14 protein-coding genes and 1 tRNA gene are annotated in these 17,107 nt (G+C 53.3%); 11 read left to right on the top strand and 4 right to left on the bottom strand.

Annotated features, from left to right (window positions below):
* Positions 1-3: 3 nt before the first annotated feature.
* The 5 genes from proC (at position 4) to M3090_RS10695 (ending at position 6,107) form a co-directional block, all read left to right on the top strand.
* Positions 4-843: a pyrroline-5-carboxylate reductase gene (gene proC, locus M3090_RS10715; protein ID WP_317239241.1), complete on the top strand. Its 840-nt coding sequence runs from the start codon at positions 4-6 to the stop codon at positions 841-843.
* Positions 844-1,035: 192 nt separating this feature from the next.
* Complete coding sequence (locus tag M3090_RS10710; RefSeq protein ID WP_249056086.1) at positions 1,036-1,401, top strand: four helix bundle protein; 366 nt, start codon at positions 1,036-1,038, stop codon at positions 1,399-1,401.
* A 49-nt stretch (positions 1,402-1,450) separates the two neighbouring features.
* A complete protein-coding gene (locus M3090_RS10705) occupies positions 1,451-1,999 on the top strand; it encodes a helix-turn-helix domain-containing protein (protein WP_249056083.1) in 549 nt (182 codons plus the stop codon).
* Between the two features lie 121 nt (positions 2,000-2,120).
* Entirely contained in the window at positions 2,121-3,776 is a 1,656-nt protein-coding gene (locus tag M3090_RS10700; protein ID WP_249056081.1) for an AMP-binding protein, read from the top strand.
* 33 nt (positions 3,777-3,809) lie between these two features.
* Entirely contained in the window at positions 3,810-6,107 is a 2,298-nt protein-coding gene (locus M3090_RS10695) for a glycoside hydrolase family 3 protein (protein WP_249056080.1), read from the top strand.
* 181 nt (positions 6,108-6,288) lie between these two features.
* On the opposite strand, the gene M3090_RS10690 is transcribed toward M3090_RS10695, so the two are convergent.
* Positions 6,289-6,362 (bottom strand) — tRNA-Gln (locus M3090_RS10690).
* A 1,076-nt stretch (positions 6,363-7,438) separates the two neighbouring features.
* Here M3090_RS10690 and rsfS point away from each other — a divergent pair.
* From rsfS to M3090_RS10675, 3 genes are read left to right on the top strand one after another with little or no spacing between them, the layout of a single operon-like run.
* A complete protein-coding gene (gene rsfS, locus M3090_RS10685) occupies positions 7,439-7,798 on the top strand; it encodes a ribosome silencing factor (RefSeq protein WP_249056078.1) in 360 nt (119 codons plus the stop codon).
* 7 nt (positions 7,799-7,805) lie between these two features.
* A complete protein-coding gene (ftsH, locus tag M3090_RS10680) occupies positions 7,806-9,887 on the top strand; it encodes an ATP-dependent zinc metalloprotease FtsH (RefSeq protein ID WP_249056076.1) in 2,082 nt (693 codons plus the stop codon).
* Positions 9,888-9,903: 16 nt separating this feature from the next.
* On the top strand, positions 9,904-10,743 hold the full coding sequence (locus tag M3090_RS10675; RefSeq protein ID WP_249056074.1) for a phosphatidate cytidylyltransferase: 840 nt from the start codon (positions 9,904-9,906) through the stop codon (positions 10,741-10,743).
* Here the strand turns inward: M3090_RS10675 and M3090_RS10670 are convergent.
* From M3090_RS10670 to surE, 3 genes are all read right to left on the bottom strand, one after another.
* On the bottom strand, positions 10,716-11,450 hold the full coding sequence (locus M3090_RS10670; RefSeq protein WP_249056072.1) for a hypothetical protein: 735 nt from the start codon (positions 11,448-11,450) through the stop codon (positions 10,716-10,718). The genes M3090_RS10675 and M3090_RS10670 overlap by 28 nt on opposite strands.
* 93 nt (positions 11,451-11,543) lie before the next feature.
* A complete protein-coding gene (lpxB, locus tag M3090_RS10665) occupies positions 11,544-12,695 on the bottom strand; it encodes a lipid-A-disaccharide synthase (protein WP_249056070.1) in 1,152 nt (383 codons plus the stop codon).
* A 4-nt stretch (positions 12,696-12,699) separates the two neighbouring features.
* The gene (gene surE / locus M3090_RS10660; RefSeq protein WP_249056068.1) at positions 12,700-13,464 is read right to left on the bottom strand and encodes a 5'/3'-nucleotidase SurE; all 765 of its coding nucleotides are present in this window, start codon (positions 13,462-13,464) and stop codon (positions 12,700-12,702) included.
* A gap of 411 nt (positions 13,465-13,875) precedes the next feature.
* Here surE and M3090_RS10655 point away from each other — a divergent pair, with 411 nt between their 5' ends.
* From M3090_RS10655 to M3090_RS10645, 3 genes are all read left to right on the top strand, one after another.
* Entirely contained in the window at positions 13,876-14,349 is a 474-nt protein-coding gene (locus tag M3090_RS10655) for a DUF456 domain-containing protein (RefSeq protein ID WP_249056067.1), read from the top strand.
* Between the two features lie 109 nt (positions 14,350-14,458).
* Positions 14,459-15,547 (top strand): Gfo/Idh/MocA family protein, encoded by a 1,089-nt coding sequence (locus M3090_RS10650; protein ID WP_249056065.1) that lies wholly within the window; start codon positions 14,459-14,461, stop codon positions 15,545-15,547.
* 54 nt (positions 15,548-15,601) lie between these two features.
* A complete protein-coding gene (locus M3090_RS10645) occupies positions 15,602-17,077 on the top strand; it encodes a Gfo/Idh/MocA family oxidoreductase (protein ID WP_249056063.1) in 1,476 nt (491 codons plus the stop codon).
* Positions 17,078-17,107 lie beyond the last annotated feature (30 nt).

Genomic DNA, 17,107 nt, shown 5'->3' with positions numbered 1-17,107 from the left:
CAGATTTCCTACCTTTGCAAGCATAATACCAAACAGTACAAAGATATGAAAATAGCCATCATCGGAGCGGGCAACATGGGCAGCGCCATCACCCGCGGGCTGGCCCGAAGCAAGCAGGTACAGCCAGAAGACATCACCGTCTCCAACCCCTCACAGGGCAAACTCGACGCCCTGCAGGCCGACATCCCCGACCTCACCACCACCCCCTCCAACATCAAAGCCGCCGGCGACGCCGACATCATCATCCTGGCCGTCAAACCCTGGGTGCTGGACGACGTACTCATGGAACTCCCCTGGCGCGACGGACAAATGCTGGCCTCCGTCGTAGCCGGGCGAAGCATCCACTCCATCGTCAGCATCCTGTCCGTCAAATACGAGCGCACACAGATGCCCGACCTCACCTACTTCCGCATCGTGCCCAACACCGCCGCCGCCATCGGACAAAGCATGACCCTCATCTCCTCCATGGCCGCCAACCCCAAGCAACAACAACTCATGCTCGACCTCCTCAACCCCCTCGGCCCCACCATGCTCGTACCCGAAGACAAGCTGCCCGCCGCCACCGCCCTGGCCTCGTGCGGCACAGCCTACGCCATGCGATACATCCAGGCCGCCACCCAGGCAGGCATCGAGCTGGGCCTCACCCCTCAAGACGCCCTCCAGATGGTGACCCAATGCGTGATGGGCGCCGCCGCCCTCCTGCAAGACAACCCCGACACCCATCCCGCCACAGAGATAGAGAAAGTCTGCACACCGGGCGGCTACACCATCCGCGGCATCAACGAACTGGAGCACGCCGGGTTCGCCAGCGCCATCATCCGGGCCATCAAGGCAAGCGTGTAATATGCAATGGTTAATGGTTAATGATTAATGGTTGATTAGGCTGCGCACGAATAGTTAAAGATTAATGGTTAACGGTTAATGGTTAATCAGGTTGCGCACGAGGAGCCGTTCCTGAATATCATTAACCATTAACCACTTACCATTAACCATTTAACATTAACCATTAACCATTTGTCACTAACCATTAATTACATGAGCACCGCCAACATCTTAGGGGAAAAGAGCTTTGAATTTGCAATCAGGATTGTCAACCTTTATAAGTTCCTGACCAAAGAACAAAATGAACAAGTCCTATCCGAGCAAATCCTACGCTCCGGTACATCAATCGGTGCCATGATTAGTGAAAGTGAACACAGTGAAAGCAAAATGGATTTTATACATAAGCTGGCCATCGCTCAGAAAGAAGCCAATGAAACCATCTACTGGCTAAAACTTCTTCATGCAACCAACTACTTGGAAGCAAAAGCCTATAAGAGCATATTAGACGATGCGACGGATCTTATCAAAATCCTAACGGCAAGTATAAAAACCGCCAAACGAAAAATAAGAACGGAGTAACCCTCCACACATATTAACCATTTATCATTAACAATTAACCATTAACAAAGTGGACGAACAAATCAGACAAATAGCCGAACGACTCCGTGGCCTGCGCGACGCCATGGAGCTATCCACCGCCGAAGTGGCCGCCGACTGCGGCATCAACCAAGCCGAGTATGAACGCGCCGAATCCGGCGAGCACGACATCTCCGTCAGCATGCTCCAGCAGATAGCCCGCCACTACGGCATCGCACTCGACGCCCTCATGTTTGGCGAAGAGCCCAAGATGAGCACCTACTTCCTCACCCGCGCCGGACATGGCGTCAGCGTAGAGCGCACCAAGGTCTACAAGTACCAAGCCCTGGCCGCCGGCTTCCGCAACCGCAAGGCCGACCCCTTCATCGTCACCGTCGAACCCGGCGACCGCCCCATGCACTACAACACGCACGACGGACAAGAGTTCAACCTCGTCATCGAAGGCCGCCTGCTCCTGAGCATCGGCGGCAAAGAGCTGACACTCAACCCAGGCGACAGCATCTACTTCGACTCCCGCCTGCCCCACGGCATGAAGGCGCTCGACGGACAGACCGTGCGCTTCCTGGCAATCATCCTATAAATTAAAAATGGAGAATTGAGAATTAAGAAATAGAAGCGACAGGCAATATCTCATATACTTCTATTTTTCAATTCTCAACTCTCATTTTTTTAATTCTCAACTCTCAATTTTCAATTGAACAATGGTAGAAAGATTTCTGACTCAAACCACATTTACATCGCAAGAAGATTTCATCAAGAACCTGCACATCCGTGTGCCGGAAAACTTCAACTTCGGCTATGACGTCGTAGACGCCTGGGCTGCCGAAGAGCCCGACAAACTGGCCCTGCTCTGGACCAACGACAAGGGCGAGTGCCGCCGCTTCACCTTCGCCGACATGAAACGCGAGACCGACCGCACCGCCGCCTACTTCCAAAGCCTCGGCATCGGCCACGGCGACATGGTGATGCTCATCCTGAAACGCCGCTACGAGTTCTGGTTCAGCATCATCGCCCTCCACAAGCTGGGTGCCGTGGTCATCCCCGCCACCCACCTGCTGACGAAGAAGGACATCGTCTACCGCTGCAATGCCGCGGACATCAAGATGATAGTCTGCGCCGGCGAGACGGTCATCACCGACCACATCACCGCCGCCATGCCCCAGTCGCCCAGCGTGAAGACCCTGGTCAGCGTAGGTCCCGAAGTGCCCGAAGGCTACGAGGACTTCCACCAAGGCATCGACCACGCCGCCCCCTTCGTCCGTCCCGAACACCCCAACACCAACGACGACATCTCGCTGATGTACTTCACCAGCGGCACCACGGGCGAACCCAAGATGGTGGCGCATGACTTCACCTATCCCCTCGGACACATCGTCACAGGCGTCTTCTGGCACAACCTCCACAAAGACAGCCTCCACCTCACCATCGCCGATACCGGCTGGGGCAAAGCCGTCTGGGGCAAGTTGTACGGACAATGGATAGCCGGCGCCACGGTCTTCGTCTATGACCACGAGAAGTTCACGCCCCACGACATCCTGCAGAAGATACAAGACTATCACGTCACCTCGCTCTGCGCTCCGCCCACCATCTTCCGCTTCCTCATCCACGAAGACCTGACGAAGTTCGACCTCAGCCACCTGCAATACTGCACCATCGCCGGCGAGGCACTGAACCCCGCCGTATTCGAGACCTTCAAGAAACTGACAGGCATCAAGCTGATGGAAGGCTTCGGACAGACGGAGACCACCCTGACCGTGGCCACCATGCCCTGGATGGAACCCAAACCCGGCAGCATGGGCCTGCCCAACCCGCAATATGACGTAGACCTCATCGACAACGACGGCCGCTCCGTCGAAGCCGGTGAGCAAGGCCAGATTGTCATCCGCACAGACAAGGGCAAACCCCTCGGCCTCTTCAAGGAATACTACCGCGACCCGGAGCGCACCCGCGAGGCCTGGCACGACGGCATCTACTACACGGGCGACGTGGCCTGGAAGGACGAAGACGGCTACCTGTGGTTCGTGGGCCGTGCCGACGATGTCATCAAGAGTTCGGGCTACCGCATCGGCCCGTTCGAAGTGGAAAGCGCCCTGATGACCCACCCCGCCGTGGTGGAATGTGCCATCACCGGCGTGCCCGACGAGATACGAGGCCAGGTTGTCAAGGCCACCATCGTCCTCTCCAAAGACTACAAGGACAAGGCTGGCGACGCACTGGTGAAGGAGCTGCAGAACCACGTGAAAAAGGTGACCGCCCCCTACAAGTATCCGCGCGTCATAGAGTTTGTGGACGAACTGCCCAAGACCATCAGCGGAAAAATCCGTCGCGTGGAAATCCGAGAGAACGACCAAAAATAACAAACATATTACCATTAACAACCAAATACGACCATGAAACCTATTTTCTTAGCAGCCTGCGCGGCTGCCCTAGCTTTAAGCTCCTGCAACACGCAGAAGTGGAACGAACAAGAGTGTGACGGTTACCGTCTTATCACCCAAAAAGGCGGTGCCACGCTAGGCTATTCGCCCGAATCGGGCATTACCATCCTGCATGAGGATGGCTATGCCTTCAAAGACCTTAACCGCAACGGGAAGCTGGACATCTACGAAGACTGGCGCCAGCCTCTGGAACAACGCGTAAAGAATCTGGCCGACCAACTCTCCATCGAAGAGATTGCCGGACTGATGCTTTACAGCAATCACCAGGCCATCCCCGCCAACAATTCCGACCAGTTCACCTACAGCGGGAAGCCGTATGCCGAAAGCGGCGCCCAGCCTTGGGAACTGACCGACCAGCAGAAAAAGTTCTTAAAAGAAGACCACCTGCGCCATGTACTGGTAACTTCCGTAGAATCGCCCGAAATCGCTGCCCGCTGGAACAATGCCCTGCAAGCCTATGTGGAAGGACTGGAGCACGGCATTCCCGCCAACAACTCGTCCGACCCGCGCCACTCGGCACGTGCCGACGCAGAGTACAACGCCGGCGGTGGCGGCCAGATTTCCACCTGGCCCAGCTCGCTAGGCATGGCGGCCACGTTCTCGCCCCAACTGATGAAGCGTTTCGGACAGATTGCTTCCGAAGAGTACAGAGCCTTAGGATTCGCCACCAGCCTGTCGCCCCAGGTAGACATTGCCACCGACCCGCGCTGGAATCGCTTCAACGGCACGATGGGAGAAGACCCCAAACTGGTCACCGACCTGGCCCGTGCCTACTGCGACGGTTTCCAGACCTCGGAGGGCGACGCGGAGATTGCCGACGGCTGGGGCTACCAAAGCGTGAACACGATGGTGAAGCACTGGCCCGGAGGCGGTTCCGGTGAGGCCGGACGCGACGCCCACTACGGCTTCGGCAAATACGCCGTCTTCCCCAACAACAACCTACCGCTCCACAAGAAGGCTTTCGTGGAAGGTGCATTCAAACTGGAGGGAAAGACGCGGAAAGCATCGGCCGTGATGCCCTACTACACCATCTCCGTAGGACAGGGCAGCGAGAAAGTAGCCAACTGCTACGACCCAGACATCATCACACGCCAGCTGCGTGAAGAAGCCGGCTTCGACGGCATTGTCTGCACAGACTGGGGAGTGACGGCCGACGTGACGCACCCGGGCATCCACGCCGGCAAACCTTGGGGTGTGGAAGGCCTGACCGTGGCACAGCGGCACTACAAGGCCCTGATGGCCGGCGTGGACCAGTTCGGCGGCAACAACGACAAGCAGCCCATCCTGGAAGCTTATGAGATGGGAATCAAGGAACACGGTGAAGAATGGATGACGGAACGCATGCGCACCTCGGCACGTCGCCTGCTGACGAATATCTTCCACACGGGCCTCTTCGAAAACCCGTACCTCGACCCGGCACACACCGCACAAGTGGTAGGTTGCCCCGACTACATGACCGAGGGCTACGACGCCCAGGTGAAAAGCACCATCATGCTGAAGAACCACGACAACGTACTGCCCGTGAAAGGCAAGAAAAAAGTCTACATCCCGCAACGCCACTACCCGGCCTACACGGGCTTCTGGCACAACCCGATAGAGGCTCGTGACATCACGCCTGTCAGCCGCGAACTGGCCTCCCGCTACTTCGACGTGGTGGATACGCCCGCCGAGGCCGACCTGGCCATCGTCTTCATCGACTCGCCCAACAGCGGCTGGGGCTATGACATGGCCGACCTGAAGCGCGGCGGCAACGGATATGTGCCCATCAGCCTGCAGTACAGCGACTACACCGCCACCACGGCACGCGCCAAAAGCCTGGCCGGAGGCGACCCCTTCGAGAAGTTCGACAACCGCAGCTACCGCGGCAAGACCGTACGCACCATCAACAAAGGCGACATGGACCTGGTGAGAAACACCAAGAAGGCCATGGGCAACCGTCCGGTGGTGGTAGCCATCAACATAAGCAACCCGCCCGTGCTGAAGGAAATCGAACCCTACGCCGACGCCCTGTTCCTCACGTTCGACGTGCAGAACCAAGTCGTCCTGGAGCTTGTCTGCGGCAAGCATGAGCCTTCCGGCCTGTTGCCCTTCCAGATGCCGGCCGACATGGAGACCGTCGAGGCACAAGCCGAAGACACGCCGCGCGACATGCGTTGCCACACGGATGCCGACGGGCATACGTACGACTTCGCCTATGGCCTGAACTGGTCGGGCGTCATCAACGACGAACGTACGCAGACATATAAATAAGCAAACAAAAGGCGCGGATTCCGCGGTTTGCACAGCGCCATCAGCTTTGTGCGACCTGCGGGATCCGCGCCTCCTATCAAAGCGGACACCGGTTGTCAGCCGGACCCTTTCCACGGAACCGGGAGAGCTTTGTCCATATACAAAAAAGGAAGCCATCACTGCGTATGGCTTCCTTTTTGTTTGGTTGGGCTACCTGGATTCGAACCAGGAATGACAGGACCAGAATCTGTAGTGTTACCATTACACCATAGCCCAAACTTGCTATCCCTTTCGGTTTTGCGGTTGCAAAGGTACGAACGTTTTTGGATATAGCAAACTTTTGAAGACTTTTTCTCGAAAAAGTATAGAAAAAAAGCTCCTTTTAGGATTCTCCGTATAGAACGATAGAGGCTGACTAAGGGGTACCGTCTGCAATAAGTACAATTATTTTACCAATACAAAAAATGATATGAGCAACCATTCTCCGAACCGGTGTGCAAACGTCAAACGCCCCCAACGAGCCATGAAACAAATAAAAACCGAAGTCCATACAAACTATCAGACTTTCCATCGAAAACAAATATTGCATTATTTATCAAGGATTTATACAACTCCCCACCAAAAAAACATTTCTTACATTCTCCAAACAATTCTCCACTTCACCTTCGCTACACCTTCGCTTCACCTTCGCTACACCTTCGCTACAACACTGCTATTTGTCCGATTCGACATCAGAGGAATAGCAATGATGCAGCAGTGTGCAATAAAGACACAAAGAGACGGACACCTGTACAATGTAAACATATTTAAACAGCCGACCACCAATCCGTAGTTTAACTGCACTTCAACGGTAATTCACCGCCATAACCCAAGCCACTTTCCTGCCAAAGCTCATTGATTTCCTGAAATGTCAGACAACTCATGATATAGTCTCGTTTTCCTTAAAAGAAAAATACTGTCTTAAATTCTACAAAAGTATCCCCACCGCTTTTCCACCTACCAAACTCGTTTCTCCTCCCTACCTGCTCCCTACCTCGTCCCTGTTATATGACAAGGACCAGGTAGGGAGGAGGTACGAATAAAGTCCATGGAAATCCTCTGTTTGGAAACAGAGAACCATAAACACCCCAAAGGAGGATTCAATAAAAAAAACAGGCACATACCGGTGGCAGCATTAGGGTTTGTTTAGTTTTTGTTTATACCCTGCCGATAATGAATCAAATAGAGAAACCGATGCAAACCGGTTGCATTACCTAAAAAAAGTAAAAAAACGAAGTCTTTCGCTGTTTTACGTGCTCGATACAGGAAATCAGCGTATCTTTGCCCTTAATTTTAACCAGATTCAATATAGAATGAACGAAGCAGAAAAACTTATTCAACAAATCACAGAAGGAATTCAAGATAAAAAAGGAAAAAAGATCGTCATTGCCGATCTGACTAAAATAGACGATACCATTTGCAGTTATTTCGTCATCTGCCAAGGAAACTCTCCCAGCCAAGTCACAGCCATTGTGGAATCGGTAAAGGATTTCGCCCGTAAAGGAGCACATGTCAAGCCTTATTCCATTGACGGCTTACGCAATGCCGAATGGGTGGCCATGGATTATAGCGATGTGCTGGTGCACGTGTTCCTGCCGGAAGCAAGAGATTTTTATAACCTGGAGACTCTCTGGGCTGATGCCAAACTAACCTCAATCCCCGACCTCGATTAACAGACGTATGGACAAGAAAAATATAAACCAAAAGCCTGCCAACAAGCCGAACATGCCTAAGTTCAACCTGAACTGGATGTTCTCCATCATAGCCCTGATGCTGCTGTTTCTGGTGTTTACAGGCGACAAAGGGCTGAACACGAAGGAAATCTCTTACAGTGAGTTCCAACAATACGTGCAGAAGGGCTACATCAGCGAAGTTATCGGCTACGACGACAACTCCGTGGAAGCGTACGTCAAGCCTCAGCACGTGGGAAACATCTTCGGGCAAGACTCCACCCGCGTGGGCAAAAGCCCCATGGTCGTCACCGAAGCACCCTCGAACGACAGCCTGAACGAGTTTCTGGAAAAAGAAAAGAACGAGTCGCACTTCGACGGCACCATCAGCTATAAGAAGAAACAGAACTACATCGGCATCATCCTCTGGCAAGTGCTCCCCATTGCCTTTATCATAGGTTTCTGGATATTCATCTCACGCCGTTGGAGCGGCGGAGGCGGCATGGGCGGTGGAGGCATCTTCAACGTGGGCAAGTCGAAGGCACAACTGTTTGAAAAAGGAGGCAACTCGACCAAAGTCACGTTCAAAGACGTGGCAGGCCTGGCCGGCGCCAAACAAGAGGTGGAAGAGATTGTAGAATTTCTGAAAGAACCGCAAAAATACACAGACTTGGGCGGCAAGATACCCAAGGGTGCCTTGCTGGTAGGCCCTCCGGGCACAGGTAAGACCCTGCTGGCCAAAGCTGTGGCTGGTGAGGCTGACGTACCGTTTTTCTCGCTGGCAGGTTCCGACTTCGTAGAAATGTTCGTGGGCGTAGGAGCCTCGCGTGTACGCGACCTCTTCCGGCAAGCCAAAGAAAAAGCCCCGTGCATCGTCTTCATTGACGAGATAGATGCCGTAGGCCGCGCCCGCTCAAAAGCCGCTGCCATGGGTGGAAACGACGAACGTGAAAACACGCTGAACCAACTGTTGACAGAGATGGACGGTTTCGGTTCAAACAGTGGAGTCATCATCCTGGCTGCCACCAACCGCGTGGACGTGCTGGACAAAGCCCTGCTGCGTGCCGGACGTTTCGACAGACAAATTCACGTAGACTTGCCCGACCTGAATGAACGGAAAGAAATATTCGGCGTACACCTGCGTCCCATCAAGATAGACAACAGTGTGGACATCGACCTCTTGGCACGGCAAACGCCGGGCTTCTCGGGTGCAGACATTGCTAACGTATGCAACGAGGCTGCCCTCATAGCTGCACGGCACAGCAGAAAGTTCGTGGGCAAGCAAGATTTCCTGGAAGCCATTGACCGCATTGTGGGCGGCCTGGAAAAGAAAACCAAAATTACCACCGAAGAAGAACGCCGCTCCATCGCCACACACGAGGCCGGACATGCGTCCATCTCCTGGCTGTTGGAATATGCCAACCCGCTTATCAAAGTAACCATTGTTCCGCGTGGCCGGGCATTGGGCGCCGCCTGGTATCTGCCGGAAGAACGCCAGTTGACCACCAAAGAACAAATGCTGGACGAAATGTGCGCCACCTTAGGCGGACGGGCTGCCGAAGAATTGTTCTTAGGACGGATATCGACCGGAGCCATGAACGACCTGGAGCGTGTGACGAAACAGGCTTACAGCATGATAGCCTATTTCGGCATGAGCGAAAGGTTGCCCAACTTATGCTATTACAGCAACGATGAATATTCCTTCAACCGCCCGTATAGTGAAAAGACGGCAGAACTGATTGACGAAGAAGTGAAGAGGATGGTCAACGAACAATATGACCGTGCCAAACAGATTTTGTCTGAGCACAAGGAAGGACACCAAAGACTGGCTCAAATACTGATAGACAAGGAAGTCATCTTTGCCGACGACGTGGAACAGATTTTCGGTCCCCGTCCTTGGACTTCACGTTCAGAAGAAATCATGGCTGCCAACAAGACTTCTAAAGAAATGAAAGAACTGGCAGAACAAGAAGCCCAAAATGCCACTCAGACGGAGAAAGACGTAGAAGCTCAAAAGGGGAAAGCCTTGCCGGATAAAAGCAAGACACAACCCGAAGGGGAAGGAGAAACTTTGTCGAATGAACCTCAATAATATTTAGACCGTAATCATGAAGAGCAATTTCGTGCAACGCACCATCACAGGCATCTTGTTCGTTGTTATATTGGTGGGGTGCATCTTACTGACCCCCATTTCGTTTGGCATCTTGTTCGCCCTCATCAGCGCATTGTCTGTATATGAGTTCGGGCAACTGATGGACAAAAGCAAGCAAGTGGCAATCAACAAAAAAATCACCAGCCTGGCCGGAGCCTACTTGTTTCTGGCTGTGATGGCTTTTTGCACCGGGGCGACAGATGCACAAGTATTTCTGCCTTACTTGCTGTTGCTGCTCTACCTGATGATTACAGAATTATACCTGAAGAAAGAAAATCCACTGGGAAACTGGGCCTTTACAATGTTGAGCCAGTTGTATATAGCTTTGCCTTTTGCCTTGCTCAACATTTTGGCCTTCCACAACGATGTGGCATCCAGCAGTGTAAGCTATAATCCTGTTTTACCGCTCTCGGTATTCGTTTTCATCTGGCTCAGCGACACGGGGGCTTATTGCGTAGGTTCACTTATCGGGAAACACCGCTTGTTTGAACGCATCTCGCCCAAGAAGTCGTGGGAAGGCAGCATTGGCGGGGGAGCCTTTTCCATTGCTTCCTCACTCGTATTCGCCCATTACTTTCCCTTCCTCCACTTAGCCGAGTGGATGGGACTGGCCTTTACCGTCGTTGTTTTCGGCACATGGGGCGACCTGACAGAATCGCTCATGAAACGCCAACTGGGAATAAAGGATTCAGGCAACATATTGCCGGGACATGGCGGCATGCTGGACCGCTTTGACAGCGCGTTAATGGCCATCCCGGCTGCGGTGATTTACCTATGCGCAGTCAGATTATTCTGACTCTCTGATACGGTCACCAGATCGAAGGTCAGTTCTTCTTCACCGGCACCTTCCATATTCAATTTCAGTTTTATCCCTTTGGTTTCGGCCGTCACCTGCAATTCGTTCAGGCTGTAAGAGATAAGGCTGTAAGTGCCGGGTGTATCCGTATCGGTCTGTGTATTGCAACGCAGCTCCAAATGGATGTAGCCGTCGTCCGATGCACCCATAGAAGTTGTCTGGGCAGCATCTGGTTGTGGATATACTAATCTGACGGCGGTAGAAAACGGCAGGCGGCGAAGGAACCATACATTCAGATACCCGTTACTGATGGTTATGTCACCGGCAGTGGTAGGAATAGCTTCATGGCCCATTTCCTCTTCGTCAGCAGGCGACATGGATTCTACACAACTGGTCAGCACATCCGTCATATCCAGAATCATCACTGCATGGTCAAACCCGCCATAGTCATCCCACAAAGGGTTAAAGGTTACTACCACCCGCTGTCCGTCGATAGGAACATACCATCCCATATTGGTATTGACCGGCCAACAAGTTCCCCAGACATCGCAATCCAAATAAAAACCCGTGCCCGATATGGTACGCACAGTAGCCAATTGAGGAGCAGTAAAATCGCCCAACGAATATCCTTCATCATCGCTGCAAGACTGCAAGCTCAACATCGCGACCAGGCAAACAATGCCCCACAGATAAACAATCTTTTTCATAAACAATCCTATATAACAACCGTTTACTGAAAAAACACACGAGCCGGGCATTTACTGCACCGGCTCGTGAAGGTTTAACATATAATTACACACTCAGGATTCGTGCCGTCTCCTGGTCAGAAGCTCCACCATCATACGGGCAGCCCGGACTGGCGCACCTGGTGCCCCCAGACAGCGGGCCATTTCATCGTAACCCATACGGACAGATTCTTTCCGTTGTGTGTCGTACAGCAAACGTTGCAGTTCATCCGTCATCTGCTCTACCGTCATCTTGTCTGCCACCAATTCTTTCACGACTTCTTTGCCTGCTATCAGGTTCACCAACGAGATATAAGGAACCTTCAGGATGTGGCGTTTCAAGAAAGCTATCAATTTAGGCACGGGGGTATGGTAACAAACGGCTTGCGGCACTCCGAAGAGAGCTGTCTCCAAGGTTGCAGTCCCCGAAGTGACCAAAGCAACCGTAGCATGAGCCAACAACGGATAAGTGCGGCCAAACAGCACTTTCACATGAGCATGGTTTAAGTACGGCTGATAGAACTCGGAGGTAATGCCTGGCGCTCCGGCCACGACCATCTGCATGCCGGGGATGGAAGAAGCAGCCCGAATCATATCGGGAAGATTGTCTTTGATTTCCTGTTTGCGGCTGCCGGCCAATAAGGCAATGACAGGCTGCCGGCTCAGGCCATTGGAAGCGGAAAATTCCTCAAATGTCTCGACGTAAGTCTTTTTGAAAGCCGCTATTTCATCTACCGTCGGGTTGCCAACGTAATGAATGGGATAGTCGTGCTTGTTCTCAAAGAAATCTACCTCGAAAGGTAAAATAGAGAAGAGCTCATCCACATCGCGCTTGATATTCTTGATGCGGTATTCTTTCCACGCCCATATTTTAGGTGAGATGTAATAATAGACTGGAATATGGGTGTGTGCATGCACATAACGGGCAATCTTCAGGTTGAATCCCGGATAGTCTACCAGTATCACCACGTCGGGACGCCAAGCCGTAATATCGGCCTTGCACTGTTTCATGGCAGCAAAAATGGTACGCAGGTGCAACAGCACGGGGACGAAGCCCATATAGGCCAGTTCCTTATAATGCTTCACCCGGGTGCCGCCCACGGCCGTCATCAGGTCTCCCCCGAAGAAGCGGAATTCCGCCTGCGGGTCTTCTGCCTGCAAGGCTGCCATGAGATGCGAGGCGTGCAAATCGCCGGAGGCTTCGCCGACTATGAGGTAATACTTCATGGGGTTAGAACCAGGTTTGCAGTTCGTCCATCAGTTCATAAGCCGTCATATCTGCGGTGGTAGGTGTGATGGCGATGTAGTCATTGGCCAAGGCCCAGCGGTCGCTCTTTTCGTTTTCAGTGTCGGTCTGCTGGAACTCGCCTGTCAGCCAATAATACTGCGTATCTTCGCGATGGGCAAAGTGTTCCCATTCATTCACCCACTGTCCCTGGCTCTGCTGGCATATTCTCACTCCTTTCAGTTCCTTGGTGTTGGGAATGTTGACATTGAGGCAGGTCAAAGGCGGAAGTCCTTTTTCCAACAGTTTGCGCACAATGTCGCGAATGTATTCACCGGCGGGTTCGAAATCAGCATCCGCCTCGTGGCTGCACAGGGAGAATGCAACCGAAGGCACTCCTTTCAGGCAGCCTTCCATCACGACACCCATCGTGCCGGAATAGTGCACATTGACGGCAGAATTGTCTCCGTGGTTGATGCCGCCAATGACGAGGTCGGGTTTGCGTTCGAGCACGGTGTGGAAAGCCAGCTTGACGCAATCGGTCGGTGTTCCCGAACATTTGTAGACAGTCAGGCCCACTTCTTTGCGCAAGAGTTGGTAATGAATGGGCTCTTTCACCGTCAGCGAGCAAGCCGTGCCCGAACGGGGCGTGTCGGGAGCCATTACTACGATTTCGCCCAGCGGGCGCAGAAACTTAATCAGTTCGCTGATTCCTTTGGCAGTGATGCCATCGTCGTTAGAGACGAGTATCAAAGGTCTTTGATTTTCCATTGTTCTCTTTTTTTGATATATCTGTTACTATGCCGCAAAGATAGAAGTTTGAGGTGAAAAACGGAAACGTAAGAAGACTTCTTTCGCAGGAATCGTAGCGGAAAGAGGCAACATCAAGCGCAAAGAGTGCTTTTCAGACTTTCGTTTGCTTGGTATAAATTCTTCTTGCGCCGAACAGAGATATGCTTGGAGAAGGATACCAGCCGTGCAGGCTGGAGAGCAGCTCCGGAACCAGCCGTGCAGGCTGGAGAGCAGCTCCGGAACCAGCCGCTCTGTCCGGACAAAGGCGGAGCCTCTTCCGCATCCAAACCGAAAAAGCGACGCACCGCCTCACTTTTTTCCCTCCTTCCGCACCATCTTCCTGCCACAAATGCTTATCTTTGCCGACGGTAAACTTAAATCTTGCCGATTATGGACATCTTTCTCATCATCGTAGGCATCCTCTGCCTGCTCACCGGACTGGCGGGCTGCGTACTGCCCGTATTGCCCGGCGTACCTCTGGCATACGGCGGCATGCTGTTGCTGCACATCACCGACCGCGTCCAGTTCACCACCACCCAACTGCTGGTATGGCTGGGCATCGTCGTCATCATCCAAGTGCTGGACTACTTCATCCCGCTGCTGGGCACCAAATATACGGGCGGCACCAAGTGGGGGACGCGCGGCTGCCTGGTAGGTACCATCATCGGACTGTTCTTCATGCCGTGGGGCATCATCCTCGGCCCGTTCATCGGTGCCGTGGTGGGCGAGCTGCTGGGAGGCCGTGAAACAGCCCAAGCCCTCAAGTCGGGACTGGGCTCCGTGCTGGGATTCCTGCTGGGAACTGTGCTGAAATGCGTTGTCTGCGGCTACTTCATCTGGCAGTTTGTCGCAGCATTGGTCTGAAAGAGCGCAGGAATCTTCTTTCTTTTTATTTTCTTTAGCACTCTTATTGTCAACTTATCGAAAGTTTTGTCCTATATTTGTCCCCACACAATCATAAACAAGAGAACTTATGTTGAAAGACACGACTAAGATCAAGGCAGCCCTTATTGGGTTTGGCCGAATGGGGAAAATGTACGGGGAGGCTATGGCGCAAAGCAACCGTTGGGAGATAGCCTACGTCTGCGACCCTTCGCCGTCTTCGCGCGCCGAAGCCCAGAAGATGTTTCCCAACACCCGGACAATTACCGACGAAAACATAATCTTCAACGACGACAGCATCCGGGCAGTCGCCCTTTGCGCACTGGCTGATTCCCGAAAAGAACAAATCGAAAAAGCTGTCAGAACCCATAAACACATCATCGCTGAAAAGCCCGTGGCCGACACCATCGAACACGAATGGGAAGTAGTAGACTTGGTGAAAGACAGCGGCGTGTTTGCCACCGTCAACCTCTATCTGCGCAACTCGTGGTACCATCAAACCATGAAGCAGTTCATCGAAGAAGGCGAAATAGGTGAATTGGCCATCATACGCATCTGCCACATGACTCCTGGACTGGCCCCCGGCGAAGGGCACGAATACGAAGGCCCCGCCTTCCACGATTGCGGCATGCACTACGTCGACATCGCACGCTGGTATGCCGGCAGCGAATACAAAACCTGGCACGCCCAAGGGCTGCGCATGTGGTCCTACAAAGACCCCTGGTGGCTGCAATGCCATGGCACGTTCGAAAACGGCATCGTCTACGACATCACACAAGGCTTCGTCTACGGGCAACTCTCCCAACAGCAAACCCACAACTCCTATACAGACATCATCGGCACCAAAGGCATCGTGCGCATGACGCACGACTTCAAGACAGCCGTTGTCGACCTGCACGGGGTCAACCGTACGCTGCGCATTGAAAAGCCCTTCGGAGGGAAGAACCTGGACAAGCTGTGCGCCCTGATGGCGGAGTCCATCCTGAGCGGCCAACGCGACCCTCGGATGCCGCGGATGCGTGACTCGGCCATCGCCTCACAACACGCGTGGGACTTCCTGGACGATGCCCGCGCCCATGACCTGCCCGCCATAGGCAACCTGGAAACGCTGGAAGAAATCAGGGAACGCCGCCGCCACATGACCAACGGCTACGGACTGCTGAGACACAACAAAGAATAAGAAACCAAATTGTACTAAATCAATAATCAAACTAACTTTTAAAAACTAACGAACATGTCGAAATTCACACGCAGAGAATTTCTGAAGACCGGAGGCTTAGCCTTGGCCGGTCTGACCATTGCCCCGAGCAGCATCCTGGGGCGCAGTCACGGACACATTCCTCCCAGCGACAAAATGAACATTGCCGCCGTCGGTATCGGAGGCATGGGACACGCCAACATCAACGCAGTGAAAGGCACTGAGAACATCGTTGCCTTGTGCGACGTAGACTGGAAATATGCCAAAGGCGTATTTGACGAGTTCCCCAACGCAAAACGCTACTGGGACTACCGCAAGATGTTTGACGAAATGGGCAAGAGCATCGACGGCGTCATCATTGCCACCGCCGACCACACACATGCCATCATCACGGCCGATGCCATGACATTGGGCAAACACGTTTACTGCCAGAAACCCCTCACCCACTCTGTATATGAATCACGTCTGCTGACCAAACTGGCAGAAAGTACAGGCGTTGTCACGCAGATGGGTAACCAAGGTTCGTCCGGCGAAGGCACCGACCTCGTCTGCGAATGGATTTGGAACGGCGAAATAGGCGACGTCTACAAGGTAGAATGTGCCACAGACCGCCCCATCTGGCCCCAAGGTCTGAACGTGCCCGAGAAAGAAGAACGCATCCCCAAGACACTGAACTGGGATCTCTTCACTGGTCCGGCCAAGCTGAACCCCTACAACCCCATCTACCACCCCTGGAACTGGCGCGGCTGGTGGGACTACGGAACAGGCGCATTGGGCGACATGGCTTGCCACATCCTGCACCAGCCCTTCCGTGCACTGAAATTGAAATATCCCACGAAAGTAGAAGGCTCTTCTACGCTGCTGCTGAACGCCTGCGCGCCGCAAGCACAGCACGTCAAGATGATATTCCCCGCCCGCGAGAACATGCCGAAGGTAGCCATGCCCGAAGTCGAAGTACACTGGTACGACGGCGGCATGATGCCCGAACGCCCGAAAGGCTTCCCCGAAGGCAAACAACTGATGCAGAGCGGCGGTGGCCTGACCATCTTCCACGGTACCAAAGACACGCTGATTTGCGGATGCTACGGCGAAAATCCATGGTTACTCTCCGGCCGTGTGCCCAACGCACCGAAAGTATGCCGCCGCGTGAAAACATCACACGAAATGGACTGGGTACGCGCCTGCAAAGAAAGCAAAGAAAACCGCGTTCCGTGTAAGTCGGACTTCTCGGAAGCCGGCCCGATGAATGAAATGGTTGTCATGGGCGTATTGGCCATCCGCTTGCAAGCCCTGAACCGCACGCTGGAATGGGATGGCGAGAACATGCGCTTCACCAACATCGGCCCGGACGAAACCATCCGCACAGTTATCAAAGACGGTTTCAAGATTCACGACGGACACCCGACGTTCGACAAGACGTGGACAGACCCCGTCAACGCACAAGCTTTCGCACAAGAACTTATCAAGCACACTTACCGCGAAGGCTGGGCACTGCCGGCCATGCCCAAATAAAAGGCTGATAAAAAAGCACAAATACGTCTC

This window comes from Bacteroides sp. ET71, from assembly GCF_023336905.1.
GTDB lineage: Bacteria > Bacteroidota > Bacteroidia > Bacteroidales > Bacteroidaceae > Bacteroides.
Note: the sequence above shows the minus strand (reverse complement) of the source record. Positions and strands in the feature narration are given on the sequence as shown.

Bases quoted from the DNA above. Each gene is read 5' to 3' on its own strand.
- M3090_RS10710 (WP_249056086.1), top strand. From the start codon at position 1,036: ATGAGCACCGCCAACATCTTAGGGGAAAAGAGCTTTGAATTTGCAATC.
- M3090_RS10700 (WP_249056081.1), top strand. From the start codon at position 2,121: ATGGTAGAAAGATTTCTGACTCAAACCACATTTACATCGCAAGAAGAT.
- M3090_RS10695 (WP_249056080.1), top strand. From the start codon at position 3,810: ATGAAACCTATTTTCTTAGCAGCCTGCGCGGCTGCCCTAGCTTTAAGC.
- rsfS (WP_249056078.1), top strand. From the start codon at position 7,439: ATGAACGAAGCAGAAAAACTTATTCAACAAATCACAGAAGGAATTCAA.
- ftsH (WP_249056076.1), top strand. From the start codon at position 7,806: ATGGACAAGAAAAATATAAACCAAAAGCCTGCCAACAAGCCGAACATG.
- M3090_RS10675 (WP_249056074.1), top strand. From the start codon at position 9,904: ATGAAGAGCAATTTCGTGCAACGCACCATCACAGGCATCTTGTTCGTT.
- M3090_RS10670 (WP_249056072.1), bottom strand. From the start codon at position 11,450: ATGAAAAAGATTGTTTATCTGTGGGGCATTGTTTGCCTGGTCGCGATG.
- lpxB (WP_249056070.1), bottom strand. From the start codon at position 12,695: ATGAAGTATTACCTCATAGTCGGCGAAGCCTCCGGCGATTTGCACGCC.
- surE (WP_249056068.1), bottom strand. From the start codon at position 13,464: ATGGAAAATCAAAGACCTTTGATACTCGTCTCTAACGACGATGGCATC.
- M3090_RS10655 (WP_249056067.1), top strand. From the start codon at position 13,876: ATGGACATCTTTCTCATCATCGTAGGCATCCTCTGCCTGCTCACCGGA.
- M3090_RS10650 (WP_249056065.1), top strand. From the start codon at position 14,459: ATGTTGAAAGACACGACTAAGATCAAGGCAGCCCTTATTGGGTTTGGC.
- M3090_RS10645 (WP_249056063.1), top strand. From the start codon at position 15,602: ATGTCGAAATTCACACGCAGAGAATTTCTGAAGACCGGAGGCTTAGCC.